This window comes from Microbacterium testaceum StLB037 (genome assembly GCF_000202635.1).
Lineage (GTDB): Bacteria > Actinomycetota > Actinomycetes > Actinomycetales > Microbacteriaceae > Microbacterium > Microbacterium testaceum_F.
The window spans coordinates 3,276,487-3,295,854 of sequence record NC_015125.1 but is presented as its reverse complement, the minus strand read 5'-3'; the positions used below and the strand labels follow the sequence as shown (position 1 = coordinate 3,295,854).

Sequence of the window (19,368 nt, the reverse complement as noted above, 5' to 3'; positions counted from 1 at the left end):
CTGCGGGTACATCGGCCGCGGGACCATGGAGACCTCGTGAGCACTGAAAGCCACGCCAATGGGAGTCACCGTGGCCGCATAAATTTCGCCGTCGTCGTGCTCGCAACTTGTCGCGTGGCAGACATTGCAAGAGCCGCCTCCTCCGCGTTTGACATGGTCGTGTGTGGTTCCCGGGAGGTGATCACAGTCCTCCATCGGGCTTTCGCACACCGAGCAGACAAACGATCCCGTGATTCCTGCGGAAAAGCCGACCCGGATGTGCACCAAGGAGAACGGGCAAGTTGTCCAGTAGGCGTCATCTCGGAACTCAATCCGGCAACCTAGCAGGCCACGACGTAACTGGGCTGTTCTATGCACGGCCTCGTGCGCGGCCTCGCCGAGCGCGTGATCCTCGAGAAAATTGAGCGCCCTTACCGCAGCCTGTTCGGCTGATCGTATGTGCGGTTCGGCGGCGACGATCTTGGTCCGACCTATTAGACGTCGACGGCCGGCCCACAGCGCCTTCAGAGCCGAGTGCTGTTCAAGACGCACTTCATTGTCTTCTGATTCGAAGGGGTAGACATCGAGATCCGTGGGATTCAACGAGCCCAGGGCGACGATCGCTAGTCGAATTTCACTCTCCGCAACGCGCAGTTGTTCGCGTCCATTTCTGTCCAAGTAGGCGTCCCGAAGTGGTCCGCGCGGAGGCGGAACCGGACCCGACTGGATTATCGTCCCCCCAACGCGCATAGCTCAGTCATCCAGCGAGCGAAGCTCGCGTATCGCGGCGATCACATCTGACCCCCGCCCTTTCATCCGAAGCCCGACGAACTTGCCCTTCTTCGGTTTCCACTCGGCGATTTCGACTTCCATCTCGTGCTCCAGCGCCTCCGAGTCAGACAGTCCGGTCACTTGACAACGTGAGGTGATCCACGCGTTCACCGTCATGATCAACCAGTCGTTGACGAAACCGAAGCACGTAAGCGCCAACTGCCAGGCCCCAGGATCATGCGAGTACTCGGACAAGAATCGCCGGTCACCAGGGATGGGGGCGAACTGGACCTCCGCCCCGGCTGCGCGAGCATACTTCGGAAGAAAGCGGACGGAGTCGTCGAAGACCTTAACGGGGCACTCGTCCACGATCACCGTTCGAGTCGGCAGCACGTAGACCGTGTGCATGAAGAGCGCATCGGTATCCATCTCGACTTCAGGACGCCACGACTCGATTCTCACGGCCCGGGAGGAGGCGTCGACATCTTCTGCGCTCATGACCAGATCCTCGCAGAATTGGTGTCTCAACTTCCAATGCTCGAAGGGCGAGCCAACCGAATGCGGTCTGGCCGGCACGCCTCGCGCGTCCAGCCCGTATGCGGCATGCATTTGCTCCGACCGATAGGAGGCCGCGCGCCGTTCGACGCGCGAGCGAGTCCGCCAAGCGAGCACGATTGGGGTGACGACACGCCGGTACGGGATTTATACGTGCATTTGTAACCGTACGCGTTCACCCCGTGCAGAGTAAGTGCATGATCTCGCTTCTCGGGACGCTAATTCGGGTTTCCCGGACTGCCACTGGGCTCGACCAAGCAGAACTCGCCCGGGCAATGGGCGTGGGCCAGCAGACAGTAAGCGCGTGGGAGCGCGGACGCTCCCGACCTCGACAATCTCAACTCCCTGGTCTCTGCTCGGTGCTCGGGCTCTCTCTCGATGACGCGACCGCGGCAGGTAGCTATGAAGTGGATGCTGCGAACGCGACCCACAATCTCGTGCTGACCCTTCCCTTTGAGAATCTCTCTGATGAGGCGTTCGAGGCATTTATCCGGGACTTGAGCGCTCGCAGGTATCCCGACCGGACCGCAACCCGTAACGGATCAACGGGCCATAAGCAGTTCGGCGTCGACGTGTTCATCGACGGCGGCGGTGAGCGGATTGGTGTCCAATGCAAGCGTCACAAGACGTTCGGCCCGGAGGACATCCGTGCGGCGGTTGCTGAAGTCACCGCGGAAGCGAAGATCACATCCGGCACCATCGCATTGAGTCGCAAGACCGCGACACCAGCAGCACGATTGGAGATGCAGGATCACCCAGGTTGGAGACTGTGGGACGGCGAGGATCTGTCCGCGCTCGTCCGACAGCTGCCGCGTCGGGACGCTCTCGCCCTCGTCGATACTTATTTCCGTGGAATGCGGGAGCCATTTCTCGGCGTGCGCGAGCCCAGTCCGTGGTTGACACCTGATGAGTACGACTCTGCGCTCGCCGGGCGTCTAGGTGTTGATCGTAACTTCGAACTAGTCGGCCGTGAGAACGAGCTCACCCGACTCATCGATCTCAGCGCGGCACTCGAGGAGCGGATCATCTTGATCGGTCGCGGCGGGATAGGTAAGTCTCGTCTCCTGCGAGCCTTCGCGCGTAGCGACGTCGGAAGGCCGGTGGTATTCGCGTCGCGCGGTTCCATCGCTCCTGAAACCTACGAGGCTCTGCCGGAGGGCGCGCCCGTCGTCGTGATCGATGACGCAATGGACTTTGAGTTTGACGTACGCGCTCTGGAACTCGGGGTACGGCGAACTCGGCCGGACGCCACCTTGGTGATGTCGACGCGTCCTCGCGCAACCCCTCAACTTCATGCCGCACTTGACCTCTCCGACCCTGAGGCGGCGAGAATCTCGATCACACTCGATGACCTTCCGATCGATGCGGCCGAGTCTCTCGCTCGCGAGGCACTGGGCGAACTCGCCTCCGATACTCGAGTCGAAGGCCTAGCACGCGTTGGCTACGACTGCCCATTCATGATCGTCCTCGGCGCGCACCTGATCCGGGAGGGGGTCCTGACAGATAGAGACCTCGTGACGCAGAACGAACTGCGCCAGCAAATCCTCACGCGGTTCACCGACATCGTGATCCGCGGCTCGAACGCGGATGCACGCATCGCCGTGCTGCAGGCCATTGCAGCCGTTCAACCGGCGAACCTCACGGACTCGTCGTTCCTCGACGTCATCGCAAGTGTGAGCAACATCGATGAAGCGAGGGTTCTGGACGTAGTGGATGAACTCGATGACCTCGGTCTGGTTCTACGACGGAGCCAGACTGTTCGGGTCGTCCCCGACCTCCTGGGCGACGCCATCTTGGAGCGGGCGCTTGTATCGCGGTCCGGTCTAGACAAGCGCTTCGCGATTCGACTCGCCGACGAGGCGCGCGGTCTCGCCCTTTCGCATGCGCTTCGAAATGTAAGCGTGATCGATTGGCAAAGGCGCGCGCAGGGGCCATCTGAGTTGGCCGACACACTCTGGTCGGCGCTGGCTGAACACGCTCTCACGCTCCCTAACTCTGCGCGCATTTCCCTTGCGAAGAGAGTCGCGTCAGTGGCCGCCATCTACCCCGGACGCGCCCTGGACCTGGCTGACCTGCTGCTCGCAAGTCCAGCCCCTGACGAAGAGGATCCCTTCAGCGGGATATGGGGACCTCCGCGCGGATTCACCACCGCCGAAGTCGCGCGCGCACTAGCACCCTTGATCGCACATGCGGGAAGCGACGTCGACCACCTTTCTCGGTCGATGAGGCTGCTTGTTGAAATCGGTGGTCCCGATCCGCGGAGAGAGAACCAGAACCCGGAGCACGCGATGAGGTTGCTTCGCGAGTTGGGTCAGTTCCACCCCCGCCGCACAGTGCGCTTCAACCGCATCTATGTCGACACGGTCGCCGAACTGCTCGCCGAACCGGAACTCAAGCCGCGCGCCAGTCAACTTGTTTCGCTCCTGAGCGCGGTCATGGCGCGCGACATCGTGGTCACGGAATCTCGCGGGTGGAATCTATCCATCGTCCGGCACGACATTGACCTCGACGTCGTCTCCGACGTGCGATCGGCCGCAATCACCATCGCGATCAGCGCGCTGGAGAGCAACGATAAGTCGGCGTACGCAGCGACGGAAGTGCTAGAGAAAGGCCTGATGTCGAACCACCGCTCTGATGATGTGACTGAGGAGTTCACGACCATCATGGGCGGATTGAGTTCGGTGCTGTCGGATGCGTCGCGTCCCGCCGGCCTTCGGCTTGCGGCCTATCGCGCGCTTGGCTGGCATGCCACCTACGGCGAAGGCGCTCGGCGGTCGGCCGCACGCGCGGCACGCAGGAAACTGGCTGCGGACGATGACCTTCTGCTCGCACGCGTGACGCGCGGTGGCTTCCATACAGATGAGGACGACGAGGACGAGGCCCAGAGCGTTAAAGGGGGCGGTGAGGGAACCGAGTCGCCTGCTGTAGCTCGTTACCACCGGTCCGCGGCGCAGCTCGAGCGGGCAATACAGGATCTTTCCCGCCGATGGAACTCAACCCTTTCGCCGGAGCAGATCCTCACCCGACTTCGCGATGCGATGGACAATGCGCTAAATGAAAGAGAGCGATTCACCCCGCCGCAGCGGTTGCTCCAACTCATGTTCGTGTCGAATTCCGACCTCGCTCGCGCCGCGCTCACGCCGCGCACTCCAGCCAGCCCTGCGGACGATTGCATCGTCGAAGCCGCCATTAGCGCTTGCTTCGCTTCGGACTACCCGGACCTCTTGTCAATCGTGATGGTCAAGATCGCGCAAGGCGAGCAGCCCGCTGCGATGGTCGCATCAGCCGTCGGGGGAACTAGAAGTCCACTTACCATCGGCCAGCTCCGCGTTGTCGACGCACTGCTGACAACGAAACACCCCGCCGTATACTCATCGCTGCTCGCGACCGCTCGTTGGCGCGAAGAGCTGGACCCCGAAGTCGTGCTGGCGATCTTGCACGCAGCTCCGATCGAAACAAACTCGGCGGTTGCTGCGGCCGCGGCGAGCGTTCTCACCGGAGGCGCTACAGTTCCATGGGCTCACCTATCCGCAGATGAGCGCGCGGTCTTCATGGATCGCTTTGCGCAGACGCCCAGTCTCGACGCTGATGACTTCGGTGAGTTGATGACGCGGCAGATCGCAATCGATCCGTATGCAGCGCTCGCTTTCCTGCAACGCCGGATCGATCGACAGGAAGATGGACCCGACGGCTACGACGCATTGCCCTACCTCGAATCGATGCCATTCAGTTTTCGAGCGAGCCCGGACCTACCGGGATTGATTCGGAACCACATCAACTGGCTCCTTGAGGATGCTCCGCATCGTCGAGGGCACGATGGTCTCGACGTCCTTCAGCGAATGTTCGTTGGATACGAGGAGGACGTGCAAGCCGCACTGCTCTCACTGATCCAGACGCAGCAACCGGATCGCGTCGATTTGGCGCGAGCTGTCCTGAACGGCGCGCCTCGTGACTTCGTTCTGCGAGCCCCGAGCTTCGTTGCTCGAGCGATTGAGGCCGCATCCGCTCTGCCAGGATCGCTCAAGCGTGCTGTGATCCTGGGCCTTCACGGCTCAGCCGAGTACGGAAGCCACTCGCGAGCCGTCGGCACAGACGATCCGGAAGAAGTCGCCCTCAGGGCCGGCGCCGAGCGCCTGGCGCTCAAATTTGACGCGGCTTCAGAGGTGCGCCGGTTCTACGACGAGGTAGCGGCTCGCGCGACCGCTCGAATCGCGTCTGAGCGCCAGGATGATGCGAGCCTCCGGAACCCGCGTCGCTGGTGACGGCTTTAGGGCCGCGAGCCATTGGATGCCCGCGGACGGCTCCACTTTCGTTCCCGGCTCGTGAGAGGATTGCGGTTGCCCTCATATCCGCTCCCATCAGCATCGATGTCCCGTGCGCCTCTCCGCGCTTCGCTACGGGCCCATCTCTTCCCAAGCGTCATCGATATCCTTTGCGAGCTTGCGCGCTGTCTCGAGCCACGCGGAGTCCCAGGACCCATCGACCGCGTAGTCTGTGCACCGCTTAACCAGGTCGCTCAAGTGCTCCCACTGCGCGGCGCTTGTCTTGTGTTCTTCGCCCAAGGAGCGTCCGAGGATGGGTAGCCCTTGCAGGTTCAAGATGTCGAGCGACAGGTACTCCGCGAACGCTCGCTCGGGTATCAGAAGCGCTGTATCGGCTGCCTTGATGTAGTCGGCGTAGGGCACCACGACACCCTCCGACCTCTCGGCGTAGTTCACGCGGATCGTCCGCAGCATCGTGAGGGTATCTCGAAGCGCCTCGTTGGCGCGTTCAGCTGCCTGGCGTTTCGCGTCGTGTTGCCGCTCATCCTCCAGGACCGCCCGCGTGTGTTTGCGTTCGTCCTCGCGGTCCGCAAGCGCGTTGCTCCGGTCATCCTTACGCTGATCCGCGGCGAGCCGGCGCTCCTCCTTGCGGTCAAGCAGGTCTGCAGCCCGTTCTCCATCTCGCCGCTTGGCATTGAATATTGCAATCCCAATGCTGGCAGCCGACGTCACGATCGCTCCGATAGCTGCTCCGCCGAGGATCGGCGCCCATTCCTGAATGCTCACGCGGGAACGTTATCGTGTCGGCTCGACCCGCGCGTCTTGATTTCAAGGCAGACCGGAGTCGGCTCGGGACTGCCGCACGAATAGGTGACAGCTGGCCAGCGTTGCACAATCGGGGCCGCTCGGCGCGCACCGCCCGGATAGGGATACGAAGCGGGCGCCCGGAACAATCAAGACACGCGTCAACAACGTGCGAGCGGTGCTTCGCGCTGCGGTACGTGACCGACTGATCGCCACCGACCCTTCGCTCGGGGTGACACTCCCCCGTATGCGGAAGGCCGACATGGCCATGCGCATCCCCACACCGGAAGAGGTCGCGGCGATCATGAACGCCGCCGAGGAGTGGTTCCGGCCCTTCATCGTGTTCTGCGCGTTCGCGGGGCTGCGCCTGGGCGAGGCAGCGGCGATGCAGCTTCCCGACATCGACTTCCTGCACCGCCAGATCCACGTGCGGCGACAGGTGCAACGCAAGCCCGGCGGACTCGTCGATCTACGCCCGCCCAAGTACGGCTCCGAGCGCGACATCCCCGCACCCGACGAGCTCTTGAACCTGCTGAGCGACCACATCGCGAAGTGGAAGACGTTCGGTGCCGACCGGTGGATCTTCTACGGCAAGAACAATGAGCCGCCGCATCAGAACACCGATCACCACTGGTGGAAGACGACGCTCCAGCGAGCCGGCATCGAAGGCGTGCGGCTACACGATCTCCGACACTTCTACGCCTCGGGATTGATCGCCGCGGGCTGCGATGTCGTCACCGTGCAGCGAGCCCTGGGGCACGCGAAAGCGACCACAACGCTCAACACGTACAGCCATTTGTGGCCCACCGCCGACGACCGCACGCGTGCCGTCGCGGGCGCTCTCGTTGAAACCGTTCTGCGGACTTTTGCGGACTCTGTGCGGACTGATTCGTCAACATCCGCGTAATTCCGCGGCAAAACAGCCCGTTCAGTTGTTGAAGCGGAACTCCACCACGTCGCCATCCTGCATGACGTAGTCCTTGCCCTCGAGGCGGGCCTTGCCCTTCGCGCGGGCCTCGGCGACCGAGCCGAGCTCGATGAGGTCGGCGAACGAGATGACCTCGGCCTTGATGAAGCCCTTCTCGAAGTCGGTGTGGATGACACCGGCCGCCTGCGGAGCCTTCGCGCCCTGCGGGATCGTCCAGGCACGCGCTTCCTTGGGGCCGGCGGTCAGGTAGGTCTGTAGGCCCAGCGTGTCGAACCCGATGCGAGCGAGCTGATCGAGGCCCGACTCGTCCTGGCCGGTGGACGCCAGCAACTCGGCGGCGTCCTCCGGGTCGAGGTCGATCAGCTCGGACTCGATCTTGGCATCCAGGAAAACCGCCTTCGCGGGGGCGACGAGAGCAGCGAGCTCGTCCTTCTTCGCCTGGTCGGTGAGCACCGCCTCGTCGACGTTGAAGACGAAGATGAAGGGCTTCGCGGTCAGCAGGCCCAGCTCGCGGATCGGCGAGAGATCCAGACCGGATGCCGACAGCAGTACGCCGCGCTGCAGCGCATCCTGCGCGGCCTTGGCGGCGTCGAGCACGGAGGGGTCGAGCTTCTTGCCCTTGACCTCTTTCTCGTAGCGCGTGATCGCCTTCTCGAGGGTCTGGAGGTCGGCGAGTTGCAGCTCGGCGTTGATGGTTTCCATGTCGCTCGCGGGGTTCACCGCGCCGTCGACGTGGACCACGTCGTCATCGGCGAATCCGCGGACGACCTGGGCAATGGCATCCGCTTCACGGATGTTCGCGAGGAACTGGTTGCCGAGCCCCTCGCCCTCGCTCGCGCCGCGCACGATGCCGGCGATGTCGACGAACGACACCGCGGCGGGCACGAGCCGCTCGCTGCCGAACACGTCGGCGAGCTGCTGCAGGCGCACATCGGGAAGGTTCACGACCCCGACGTTGGGCTCGATGGTCGCGAACGGGTAGTTCGCGGCGAGCACCGAGTTCTTGGTCAGAGCGTTGAAGAGGGTCGACTTTCCGACGTTGGGAAGGCCGACGATTCCGATGGTAAGAGCCACGGGAGTCCAGGTTACCCGGCTGCGGCTCCTCTCGAGCCTGCGCTCGACGGCGAGACCTCGGGCGGACGCGCTCACGCCCCCGCAAACCGACGGACCGAGCAACAGCTCGACCGGCTGCGGCGGACAGTCTCTCCGCACCATCAGCGAATGCACAGGTTCCGATACTCTGACCCCGGGGTCGTCCACCGCCTTCGGAAGGAGCCCCGCCACACGGGGGTCCTGGAACGGATGAAAACTTCTTCTCGCGGTGCGCTGGCGCCCGTATCCTCTCGGCGCGCCGCCGTCCCGCGAGTGCTCGCACTCGCCCTCGGAGCCGCCCTGGTGATGGCACCCGGATTCGTCGTCGGTGAGGCGTCCGCCGCGCAGGCGGCAGCACCCGAGCAGGCGGCAGCGCCTGCCGTCGTGTCGCTCGAACGCTCCCTCACCATCACGCCGTCCACGCCGGTGAAATCGTGGACCGTACCGGCAGGCATCGCCGGCGCGATCGACGTCACCGTCGTCGGCGCGCCGGGAAGCGGGCGGCAGGGTGGGGGTGCGGCAGCGGCCTTCGACTTCAGCGTCACGCGCCCCGCGGGCGAGCAATGGAGCTTCCTGTTCGGCGCCCAGAATGCACGAGCATTCGCCTCCCTCGCGGGAGGCGCGGGCAGTGGCCTGCCCGCGGCGTACACGGGTCAGGAAGAGATGTGGGCCTGGCCGTGGAAGGCCACTCGTCAGAGTGGCGGCAACGGCGGAGACGCGACGGCCATCATCGCGGGGACGAACGGGGCCCGCTGCGACAGCGACGCCGAGGTGCTCGCCGTGGCGGCCGGCGGGGGCGGAGGAAGCGGCGAATCGCGGGTCTGGAGCGCCGGAAGCGTCTTCACCCACGGCGCGTATCGCGGCGGCGAGCCCGGGCACGACGCCAGCGAGTGGCTACGCGGCTCCTACGTGACCGCCGCCGCTCTGTGTTCGACGAGCGGAGCCAACAGCCGCGGCGCGGAGCCGGAGGGACAGGAACTCATCCGCCACGCGGGCGGGGGCGGCGGCGGGGGCGGGGTGGTCGCCGGCGACGGCGGCGGACCCGATCGCATGATTCACAGCTTCTTCCGCGATGACTTCGCCTCCGCCGGAGGCGGACGCGGAGGCGCGAACTACCTCTCCCCCGATGTCTGCGGGGACTGCGCGGGTCGCACGGCCCGTGCGTCGAGAGACGCACAGTCGATCACCCTCCGCTGGCAGGAGAAGCACACCCCGGTCATCACCGCCGACCGCCCGAACAATCCCCTCGTCGTGCGCGTGGTGAGCGCCGAGACCGGACAACCCCTCCCGGGGACGATCACGCTCGGTCGAGAAGACGGCACGGCGATCGTGACCACCGAGCACGGGGTCGGCGAGTGGAAGATCGATGCCCTCGCTCACATCACGGACATCAACGTCATCGACCGCAGTGACGACGACAGCTATATCGGGTACGAGAACGTGACGATCGCCTACACCCCCGATGTAGCGACCGTCCTCCCCGGCCGGATCGTGCATCTCCTCGAGAGCGTCCCCGCGGCGACGACCGTGACGACGCAGGTGCGTCGTCTCGCTGACGGCCGGTTCCTCCTCCTGGCGCGGTGGGACGCGATGATCGGCTCTAGTGCCGTCGATCTGGACGGGCTCACCATGAACGTGCGGGCCAATCCCCCGCGAACGTACGACGACACGGTCGCTGACATCCCGCTGCGCACGTCCCCGTCGCTTCCCACCTCGGCACGGTGCGTGGCGATCCGCATCGACGCTCCCGACGGCACCGACATCGGGATGGCCTTCCGCGGCACGGACGCGCTGACGTCGTCCTCGTCGAGGACATATGTCGACGCCACGACGCCAGTGGGCGAACTCCCCTCCGACTGCGGCGAGCCTGTCGATCTTCACGTCGACGCGCCCCCGCCTCCGCCGGGCACTCCCGACGATGAGGGCGAGTGGCCCACCGGACCGGAATGGCACTGGAGCGGTGTCGAAGAAGAGGTCTACGACACGCCGCCGTCCGGATACCAGCCCGGCAAGGTCATCATCCAGCGGACGTACTGGACAGCCGCCGGTGAAGAGAACCGCTACGTGGCTCACTACTACTACGACAACACGTACGCCGGGTACGCGACCTACGACCACTCCGGGTGGGGGTTTGCGCTTCCCCCGCTGACACCCGGTAAGCACACTGTCCAGACCGTGTTCACCCCCGCCGACGTGAAGCCGGGAGAAGCCGTCGCCGATGGCGTCGTCGCTCCCGTGCACACGTTCACCGTCCCCGCTGACGCGACCGGCGTCACCCTCACCGCGTCGAACGGGTCGGATTCCGCCGCGCGCGCCTCGACGGCGACCCTTTCGGCATCCGATCCCACCGCCGAGACACAGCCGGTGGGCGACCCTCTGCGCCTGCAGGCTCGTGTGCGCGGCGCAGGCATCGAAGAGGTCGACGGAGGCGTTGTCGCGTTCTACGACGACGACGTCCTGCTCGGCCACGCGCCCGTCATCGACAGCGTCGCCACTCTGGACGGAATCCATCTCGACGGCGAGAGCAACAGCGTACGGGCCGAATACCTCGGCCTCGACGGCCTGACTCTCCCCAGTTCGTCAGACCCGCAGACAGTTTCCTACGAAGAAACGCCGGTAGAGGTGCGCGTCGAGGGCCTCCCCGAGAGCATCGTCGCCGACGCAGCGGGGCAGTTCACGGTCATCGCACGTGCGACGGGTGGCGATGCAGCACTCTCGGGCACGATGCGGTTGTTGTCGGACCAGGATCACGAGCTGTACGTCTTCTCCGACGCAGACGCTGTTCCCGAGGAGAACGGGAGCGTCCTTCGCTGGACCCTTCCCCTGTCCCTCCTCAGCGCCGACACGCACACGTTCTCCGCCGAGTTCTCGGGGGATCCGGGATTCGCCGACGGCCGTTCGGCCGCTGCGACGTCGGTGGTTCAGAAGAGGCCCTCGACGTTGTCGACGGCGATGACCGACACGGCGGACGGCGGCGTGGGGCTCGAGATCGCCGCCCGCATCGACGATGCGGGCAAGGCATCGTCCCTCGCGGGTGAGCAACCGAGCGGCGACATCGGCGTTTGGGCCGGCGAACGCCTCCTCGCCGAGGGCGTCGTCATCGACGGCCACGGAGTGATTCAGCTCTCCGCCGATGCGATCGCGTCGGCAGACCGAACGGTGAGAGTCGCCTTCCAGCCCGCGGGCTACGACACCGCCGCGTCCGAGGTGTCGATCACGCTCCGCCCGAGCACGCGAAGCGGGTTGGCTGCGACGGGCGCCGACATCCCTCTCACCGGAATGCTCGGCACGGCCGCGGCGCTCATGCTGACCGGGCTGGGATGCCTCGTCATCGTCGTCCGGGGGCGCCGCCGGCGAGCTTCCCGATGAGACGGGGGCTGCGAGGACGGAGTCAGGGTCGCCGCGCGCGGAACGCGTGGGTCACGTAGGGCAAGGCCACCGAGCCCCCATCGGCGAGTTCGGGAACGGATGCCACGACCCCGTCGACCGCGGCATCGATGGCCGCGCGCCGCTCCGGGCTGGCCGTGATGATGTCGCTGCGCGAGACGACGAGGTCGCGGAGCTGGGGAAGAGTGATGCGACGCTCCCAGGACCACTCCCGGTGCTCCAGCTCGCCGTAGGGCTCCGCGATGCGGGGACCGGTCGTGGCGAGGAGGACCTCGGCGTTCGAGCCGCCCATGGCCCCGGTGAGGCGCCGCACCCAGTCGACACGATCGTCACGGATGTTCCACACGAGCCCGAGGACTCCCCCGCTGCGCAGCGCGCGCGCGGTCTCGAGGGAGGCCGGTTCGACGTCGACCCAGTGCCAGGCCTGACCCATGACGACGGCGTCGAGCCCGGAGTCGGGCAGCGGCAGATTCTCGGCGGTGCCGACGAACGTGGGCACGCCGCGCGCGTTCTCTCGCAGGGTCGCGAGCATGTCGGCATCCGGATCCACCGCCACCACGTCAGCGCCGAGCTCGACGACGGCGCGCGTGAGCTTGCCGGTTCCCGCTCCCACATCGGCGACGCGCAGCGCGCGACCGGGCTCGCGCACCGGCTCGAGCAGCCATGCCACGGCTTCGGAGGGGTACCCCGGACGCCCGGACTCGTAGGCGGAGGCCGCCTGCCCGAACGAGGTCGACTTCTCGCGATCGGTCATGCTCCGACCCTACGCCGGGCCTCCGACACGACTCCCCCGTATCGTCCTGCGGAGCGGAGCCCTGGTGCCGCGTATCGCGCCGTCCTGCGGACTTCGCGTGCCCGCCCCGCGCGTCGCCCCGGTCGCGCCGGCGCGGCGAGCGGCGATTCCGCACGACGGCGCCTGCGACATGGCATCCGGGCACCGCACGTCCCCGGCGGACGACGCCGGATGCCGAGCACCTCGGCGCGCCTCGGCGGGTCCTCGTCACGTCGGGTGAGAGTGGAGCCGTGGGACTGGACTTCACGGCGATCGACTTCGAGACGGCGAACTCCAGCGGCGCGTCGGCCTGTGCGGTCGGTCTGGCCCGGGTCCGCGACGGCCGAGTCGTCGCGACCGCCGCCTGGCTCATCAAGCCTCCGCCGGGACACGACCATTTCGCTCCGATCAACGTCGGAATCCACGGCATCCAGCCCGCCGACGTCGTGAACGCCCCCGACTGGAGCACTCAACTGGCCCGCCTGACCGCATTCGCCGGGGCGGACGTCCTGGTCGCGCACAACGCGGGCTTCGACATGTCGGTCCTGCGTCGCGCGTGCGCCGCGACGGGCGATGAGTGCCCGCCCTACCGCTACCTGTGCAGCGTCCAGATGTCGCGGAAGACCTACTCCCTCGCGTCGTACCGGCTCCCCCTGGTCGCCGAAGAGGCGGGATGCTCGCCCTTCGCCCACCATGACGCCCTGGCCGACGCCGTCGCGTGCGCCGAGATCACGATCGACTGCGCCCGTCGCGCCGGCGCCTCCGACGTACACGCCCTCGCCGCTCACCTGGGCGTCCGGGTGTCGCAGATCGCCGTCGAACCCGTCGCCGAGCGCGCCGTCGCCTGACCCGCACGGCCCGTCTTTCCGGCAATGTCGGAGGTCTGGTGCATGCTGACCCCATGGATGCCATCGCCCTCGTTCTCGTGATCCTCGCCCTGGCACTCGGCGTCGCCGGCGGGTGGTTCCTGGGCGCGTCGCGAGCCACGGCGCGCGCCGCCGTCGAGCGTGCGGAGCTCTCGGCGCGCGCGGCCGCATCCGACGCCGCGCGCGCGGGACTCCAATCGCAGCTCGATCATCAGGTGGCGCTGTACCGCGAGGCCGTCGGCCAGTCGCGCAACGATCAGGCCGCGCGCGAAGAGCGGGAGCGGCGCGACCAGACGGTCCTGCGGGCGCTCGACCCGGTGCGCGAGACCCTCGAGGCGATGCAGCGCAAGGTCGACGGCCTGGAGCGCGACCGCGTGGAGCAGTACTCGGCACTGGGTGAGCAGTTGCGCCAGTCGCGGGAGGCCGACGAGGCGCTGCGCGCGACCACCGAAGCCCTGGCGTCCGCCATGCGCTCCGGCAGCACGCGCGGGGTGTGGGGCGAGACGCAGCTGCGCCGAGTGGTCGAGGCGGCGGGGCTCACTCGGTATGTCGACTTCGACCTGCAGGCCTCGATCTCGTCCGACGCCGGCTCGGGCCGCCCCGACATGGTCGTCCGTCTCCCGGGCGGCAAAGCTCTGGCGGTGGATGCCAAGGTCCCCCTCGACGCGTACCTTCAGGCCAGCGCCATCCCCGTCACCGCGCAGGGCGACGAGGGCGCACGCCGTGCCGCGCTGCTCGCGCGCCATGCGAAAGCCGTCCGAGCTCACGTCGACGCGCTCGCTCGCAAGACGTATTGGGCGGGGCTCGAGAGCAGTCCGGAGTTCGTCGTCTGCTTCATCCCCAGCGAGTCGCTGCTCGCTTCGGCCCTCGACGAAGACCCGACGCTCCTCGACTACGCGTTCTCGCGGCGAGTGGCTCTCGCCTCGCCCGTCAACCTCTGGGCCGTGCTCAAGACCGTGGCGTTCACGTGGACGCAGCAGGACGTGTCCGACGAGGCGCGTACTCTGTTCGCCCTCGGGACCGAGCTGTACGAGCGCGTCGGCGTCCTCGCCGGTCACGCCGGAGACCTGCGACGTGCCATCGAGCGCACCGTCGACAGCTACAACAAGTTCGCCGGGTCGCTCGAGTCACGCGTGCTGGTGACCGCGCGGAAGTTCCCGGGGATCGACGAGACGAAGCTCGACGCCGTGACGCCCCCCGCCGCGCTCGAGACGGCGCCGCGGCGCTGGGCGGCCCCCGAGTTCATCGACGCGACGGCTGAGAACTCGGCCGAGACCCACCCGGTCCCGGCGGCGGCCGACGCCAGGCGAACGTCCGAAGCCGGTGCGGGAGACAGCGGCGCCGGTAGCGGTGCTGCCGATAGCGAGGAGCCCCGCACCATCGCTTCCGCAGACGTCGGCGAAGTGCGGTCGCGGGCGGGCCTCAACGACCAGGGGCGATGAGTACGAAGGCGGTGACGACGACCGGCCCGAGCGGGCTCAAGACCCGCCGGGCACCCAGCTCAAGAGGCTGATCACGGCGGCGGAGACGCCGACGAACGCGCCGACCATCCACCAGGCGCTGACCTCGTGGCCCTCCGCGCGCCGCACGCGCAGCAACACATCGGGCCGGCGCGCAGGGTCGACGGCGTCGGCGATGACCGCGTGCGCCCCGGTCTGAGGTGCGGCTTGGTTCGTCGGAGCTGCCATGGACGATCCCCCTTCGGGTCTCGGAAGAACACAGCGTCGCCGTTGACACTGCACACGATTCTGCCAGACGACCCTCTCGAGACCGGTCACGCTTGCGTCACGACACGCCCGGCTGTAGGTGTACGTCGCGCACCGTGCGGCGAGCCTCGCGTCCCCAGCCGGGCGGCGCCCCGCTACCGCGTCACAGCCACTTCGAGGTCAGGTGCTCCGACGAGATCCGGCGAAGCGTGCCCGAGGCCCCGCGCAGCACCACGCTCTCGGTGTAGAGGAAGTCGCCCTCGCGGCGAACACCCTGCACCAGCTGGCCGTCGGTCACGCCGGTGGCGACGAAGATCGTGTTCTTGCCCTTGACGAGGTCGTCGGCCTCGTAGACCTCGCCGTCGACGAGAAGACCGGCCTCGCGGCCCTTCTGCTTCTCGTCGTCGTTGCGCGGGGCCAGGACGCCCTGGATGTGCCCACCGAGAGCCTTGATCGCGCACGCGGTGACGATGCCCTCGGGGCTGCCACCGATGCCGACGCACATGTCGGTCCGGGCGTTGTGCCGGGCCGCGTTGATGCCGCCGGCCACATCGCCGTCGCTCATGAGGCGGGTACCGGCGCCGGCCGCGCGGATGTCCGCGATGAGCTGCTCGTGACGCGGGCGATTCAGCACCGAGACGACGATCTCGTCGACGGGCTTACCGAGCGCCTTGGCGAGCAAGCGGATGTTCTCCCCGATGGGGAGACGGATGTCGACGACGCCGACACCGGCGGGGCCGGTGACGAGCTTGTCCATGTAGAAGACGCTCGATGCGTCGAGCATCGTCCCGTGGTCCGACACCGCGATGACGGACAGAGCGTTCTGGCGTCCCGCGGCGGTCAGAGAGGTGCCGTCGATGGGGTCGACGGCGACATCGCACTGCGGACCGCGGCCGCTTCCGACCCGCTCCCCGTTGTAGAGCATGGGGGCGTTGTCCTTCTCCCCCTCGCCGATCACGATCGTGCCGTCGAAGTTGACCGTGCTGAAGAACGCGCGCATGGCATCGACGGCCGCACCGTCCGCGGCCTCTTTGTCGCCCCGGCCGATGAAGGGAACGGCGCGGATCGACGCGGCTTCGGTCGCCCGAACCAGCTCGAGAGCCAGGTTCCGATCGGGGTGTAACGGACTCATATCGGATGTCAGGCTCACCATGAGGCCCACTGTAGCTACGAAGGTTGTGACAATCGCCCAATTTCTCCGCTTCGCGCGCGAAGGAATCGGTGTTCTTAACACTGGCGCATACTCCCCCACTTCCTCCCGCCTACACCCCGGCACGATCCGGCGGCTTCGCTAGGCTGGCGGTGTCCCCGCAACGACACAAGGAGCACAATGCCCGTCGCTACCCCTGAGCAGTACGCCGAGATGCTGGACCGCGCCAAGGCCGGCAGCTTCGCGTACCCCGCGATCAACGTCTCGAGCTCGCAGACCATCAACTCGGTGCTCCAGGGCCTGACCGAGGCCGGCTCCGACGGCATCCTGCAGGTCACCACCGGCGGCGCCGACTACTTCGCCGGCCACACCGTCAAGGCCCGCGCCACCGGCGCCCTCGCCTTCGCCAAGTACGTGACCGAGGTCGCGAAGAACTACCCCATCACGGTCGCCCTGCACACCGACCACTGCCCCAAGGACGCCCTGCCCGGCTTCGTCCTGCCGCTGCTCGAGGCCTCCGAAGAAGAGGTCAAGGCCGGCCGCAACCCGATCTTCCAGTCGCACATGTGGGACGGCTCGGCCGTTCCCCTCGACGAGAACATCGACATCGCGGCGGAGCTGCTCCCCCGCATGAAGAACATCAACGCCATCCTCGAGATCGAGGTCGGCGTGGTCGGCGGCGAAGAGGACGGCGTGCAGCACGAGGGCTCGAACGAGGCCCTCTACACGACGGTCGCCGACGTGACCAAGGCCGTCGAGCGCCTCGGCCTCGGCGAGAACGGCCGCTACATCTCGGCCCTCACCTTCGGCAACGTGCACGGCGTGTACAAGCCCGGCGGCGTCAAGCTCCGCCCCGAGCTGCTCGGTGAGATCCAGGAGGGCATCGCCGCGAAGTTCGGCACCGGCCCCAAGCCCCTCGACCTCGTCTTCCACGGCGGCAGCGGCTCGACCGACGAGGAGATCGCCCTCGCGGTCGCGAACGGCGTCGTGAAGATGAACATCGACACCGACACCCAGTACGCCTTCACGCGCTCGATCGCGGGCTACATGTTCTCCAACTACGACGGCGTGCTCAAGCTCGACGGCGAGGTCGGAAACAAGAAGCAGTACGACCCCCGCGCCTGGGGCAAGGTCGCCGAGTCGGCCATGGCCGTCCGCGTGGTCGAGGCCACCAAGCAGCTGGGCTCGTACGGCCAGTCGAAGAGCTGACCCCGCCTTCTCTCGCGAACGCCCCGGCTCCGGCCGGGGCGTTCGTCGTTCCCGGCTCCGGATGCCACGCCCTCACGGCATCCTGAAGGCTCAGCCCCGATACACCTCGAGAACCGTGGGCGCTCCCTCGGGCGAGCGCACGACCTCGACGGCATCCCCCGCACTCACGTCGCCGGAGCGCCGCACCCGGAGGTACGCGCCGAGACGACCCGCGTCCGAGAACCGCTTCACCCACCCGCGCGCATCGCGCCCGCCCACCCACCGCGCGAAGGTCGCGCACGGGGTCCGCGGCATCGTGACCTCGAGTTCGACCGTGTCGCCGATCCGCCACACCTCGCCGATGCGCGCCGCGTTGACGTCGAGCCCCTCGATCCGCAGGTTCTCGCCGAACCAGCCGGGGTACAGGTCGCGACCCAGTTCCGACTCCCAGTACTCCGCATCGGCGGCCGAGTAGGCGTACACCGCTTTGTCGAGCCCGCCGTGGTGCTTCCGGCTCGCCTGCACGTCGGATCGCACGCCGTAGGGTCCGATCCGCACGGAACCCTCGAGGGCCCGCTTGTCGATCGCGGTGACGCCCAGGGATCCGGCGTCGGGACGAAGCTGGTGAACGGCGCAGACGGCGACGAGGCGTGGCATCCGTCGATGCTACCTACGGGGTCGAGAAGTCGCGCCGCATGACCACCCGGTCACCGTCGACCGAACGGATCTCGATCGAGCCGATACTGGATGCCTCCAGGTCGGTCCCCGCGCTCAGCTCGGTCGTCGCCCCGGGGCCGGCGCGCCACGTCGACAGCACCGAGGTCGCCCCGGAATCGTCGGTCACCGCGAGGGCGTACGGCCATCCGCCCGGTGGGGCGTCGAGAACCTCCCCGGTGTACTGGCACACCAGGTCGATCCGGGTCCCCCACGCGACCGGGGTCAGCTTGACCGACGCCTCGAGCGGGGCGCCGTTCACCTCGTCGAGGGCGTATGTCACGCCCGACGACGAGGAGGACGCGTTCGTCACGGTGATCACGGTCGGCACGGCGATCGCGACGACGGCGAGGGATGCCGCGAGCGTCCACGCCGTGATCCGTCGGGCGCGGCGCCGCCGGGCAGTCTGCACAACCCGGGTGCGCAGCGACGGGTGGGGCGTGACCACCGGCGCGGGGCCGTCCGGAGCCGCGATCGCCCGGGCCCGCTCCGCCGACAGGCGCGACAGAAGTCCCGCGGTGGGGGCGAGTTCGGCCACCGCCTTCCGGCACGGGGCGCAGACAGCGAGGTGAGCCTCGTACTCGGCGCGATCCGCCGCCGACAAGGCGCCCAGAACGTACGCGCCGTCCCAGCTGGACAATCTCTCGTGTTCGGCGCTCATCGCGTCACCCCCCTCTCCTGCAGCGCGAGCCGCAATGCTCGCACCGCGTAATGCAGCCGCGACTTGACGGTGCCCGCCGGGATCCCCAGTTCCTCGGCGGTCTGCGCGACGCTTCGTCCTCCGTAATACGCGCTCACGATCACCGCGCGGTGATCCGGGGTCAACGTCGCGAGCGCCTCCTCGACGAGCAACGCGTCGAACATGGCATCCGTGTCGTCGTCCCGTCCGGAGTCCGGCACTTCGTCGACGGGCAGCTCATGGCGTCGCCGCGCGCTGCGCGCCTCGTCGATGACGAGGTTGCGGGCGACGGTGAACATCCACGAACGCAACGACCCCGGGTCGTCGCTCATGATGCGCGGCGAACGCCAAGCGCGCAGCAGCGTCTCCTGCACGACATCGTCGGCCCCGGCGTGATCGCCCGTCAGACTGACCACGTACCGCCATACCGGCGCCGCGTGGGCGTCGTACAGCGCGGTCAGACGCGCGTGATCGTCTCGCACCACGGCCGGCTCCTCCCTCGGGTTCTCAGGAGG

15 protein-coding genes are annotated in these 19,368 nt (G+C 67.3%); 6 read left to right on the top strand and 9 right to left on the bottom strand.

All coding sequences use genetic code 11. The features are described 5' to 3' along the window. Window positions 1-732: 732 nt before the first annotated feature. Entirely contained in the window at window positions 733-1,248 is a 516-nt protein-coding gene (locus tag MTES_RS14980; protein ID WP_013586121.1) for a hypothetical protein, read from the bottom strand. Window positions 1,249-1,502: 254 nt separating this feature from the next. On the opposite strand from MTES_RS14980, the gene MTES_RS18600 reads away from it, so the two are divergent. Next, the gene (locus MTES_RS18600; RefSeq protein WP_013586120.1) at window positions 1,503-5,567 is read left to right on the top strand and encodes a helix-turn-helix domain-containing protein; all 4,065 of its coding nucleotides are present in this window, start codon (window positions 1,503-1,505) and stop codon (window positions 5,565-5,567) included. Window positions 5,568-5,699: 132 nt separating this feature from the next. Here the strand turns inward: MTES_RS18600 and MTES_RS14970 are convergent, their stop codons facing one another. Continuing rightward, window positions 5,700-6,353, bottom strand: coding sequence for a hypothetical protein (locus tag MTES_RS14970; protein ID WP_013586119.1), 654 nt, complete (start codon window positions 6,351-6,353; stop codon window positions 5,700-5,702). Between the two features lie 265 nt (window positions 6,354-6,618). Between MTES_RS14970 and MTES_RS14965 the strand changes: the two genes are divergently transcribed. Beyond that, complete coding sequence (locus tag MTES_RS14965; protein WP_231848097.1) at window positions 6,619-7,278, top strand: site-specific integrase; 660 nt, start codon at window positions 6,619-6,621, stop codon at window positions 7,276-7,278. A gap of 21 nt (window positions 7,279-7,299) precedes the next feature. Here MTES_RS14965 and ychF read toward each other — a convergent pair whose 3' ends face one another. After that, complete coding sequence (ychF, locus tag MTES_RS14960) at window positions 7,300-8,373, bottom strand: redox-regulated ATPase YchF (protein WP_013586117.1); 1,074 nt, start codon at window positions 8,371-8,373, stop codon at window positions 7,300-7,302. Between the two features lie 291 nt (window positions 8,374-8,664). Between ychF and MTES_RS14955 the strand changes: the two genes are divergently transcribed. Further along, the gene (locus tag MTES_RS14955; RefSeq protein WP_043361521.1) at window positions 8,665-11,760 is read left to right on the top strand and encodes an Ig-like domain repeat protein; all 3,096 of its coding nucleotides are present in this window, start codon (window positions 8,665-8,667) and stop codon (window positions 11,758-11,760) included. Window positions 11,761-11,782: 22 nt separating this feature from the next. Here MTES_RS14955 and MTES_RS14950 read toward each other — a convergent pair whose 3' ends face one another. Further along, window positions 11,783-12,532 carry a class I SAM-dependent methyltransferase gene (locus tag MTES_RS14950; RefSeq protein WP_013586115.1) on the bottom strand — a complete coding sequence of 250 codons (750 nt, stop codon included), beginning with the start codon at window positions 12,530-12,532 and terminating at the stop codon, window positions 11,783-11,785. 269 nt (window positions 12,533-12,801) lie between these two features. On the opposite strand from MTES_RS14950, the gene MTES_RS14945 reads away from it, so the two are divergent. Then, entirely contained in the window at window positions 12,802-13,398 is a 597-nt protein-coding gene (locus MTES_RS14945; RefSeq protein WP_043361518.1) for a 3'-5' exonuclease, read from the top strand. Between the two features lie 53 nt (window positions 13,399-13,451). Then, window positions 13,452-14,858 carry a DNA recombination protein RmuC gene (locus tag MTES_RS14940; RefSeq protein ID WP_043361515.1) on the top strand — a complete coding sequence of 469 codons (1,407 nt, stop codon included), beginning with the start codon at window positions 13,452-13,454 and terminating at the stop codon, window positions 14,856-14,858. Between the two features lie 36 nt (window positions 14,859-14,894). Here MTES_RS14940 and MTES_RS14935 read toward each other — a convergent pair whose 3' ends face one another. Beyond that, the gene (locus MTES_RS14935; protein WP_013586112.1) at window positions 14,895-15,104 is read right to left on the bottom strand and encodes a hypothetical protein; all 210 of its coding nucleotides are present in this window, start codon (window positions 15,102-15,104) and stop codon (window positions 14,895-14,897) included. Window positions 15,105-15,285: 181 nt separating this feature from the next. Then, a complete protein-coding gene (gene glpX, locus MTES_RS14930; protein ID WP_043363089.1) occupies window positions 15,286-16,275 on the bottom strand; it encodes a class II fructose-bisphosphatase in 990 nt (329 codons plus the stop codon). A gap of 177 nt (window positions 16,276-16,452) precedes the next feature. On the opposite strand from glpX, the gene fbaA reads away from it, so the two are divergent. Continuing rightward, window positions 16,453-17,481 (top strand): class II fructose-bisphosphate aldolase, encoded by a 1,029-nt coding sequence (gene fbaA, locus MTES_RS14925; protein WP_013586110.1) that lies wholly within the window; start codon window positions 16,453-16,455, stop codon window positions 17,479-17,481. A 90-nt stretch (window positions 17,482-17,571) separates the two neighbouring features. Here fbaA and MTES_RS14920 read toward each other — a convergent pair whose 3' ends face one another. From MTES_RS14920 to MTES_RS14910, 3 genes are read right to left on the bottom strand one after another with little or no spacing between them, the layout of a single operon-like run. Then, window positions 17,572-18,117 (bottom strand): MOSC domain-containing protein, encoded by a 546-nt coding sequence (locus tag MTES_RS14920; protein ID WP_013586109.1) that lies wholly within the window; start codon window positions 18,115-18,117, stop codon window positions 17,572-17,574. 13 nt (window positions 18,118-18,130) lie between these two features. After that, complete coding sequence (locus MTES_RS14915) at window positions 18,131-18,835, bottom strand: anti-sigma factor (RefSeq protein WP_013586108.1); 705 nt, start codon at window positions 18,833-18,835, stop codon at window positions 18,131-18,133. Beyond that, entirely contained in the window at window positions 18,832-19,338 is a 507-nt protein-coding gene (locus MTES_RS14910) for a sigma-70 family RNA polymerase sigma factor (RefSeq protein ID WP_013586107.1), read from the bottom strand. Before MTES_RS14910 ends, MTES_RS14915 begins: the two co-directional genes overlap by 4 nt. Between the last annotated feature and the right edge of the window lie 30 nt (window positions 19,339-19,368).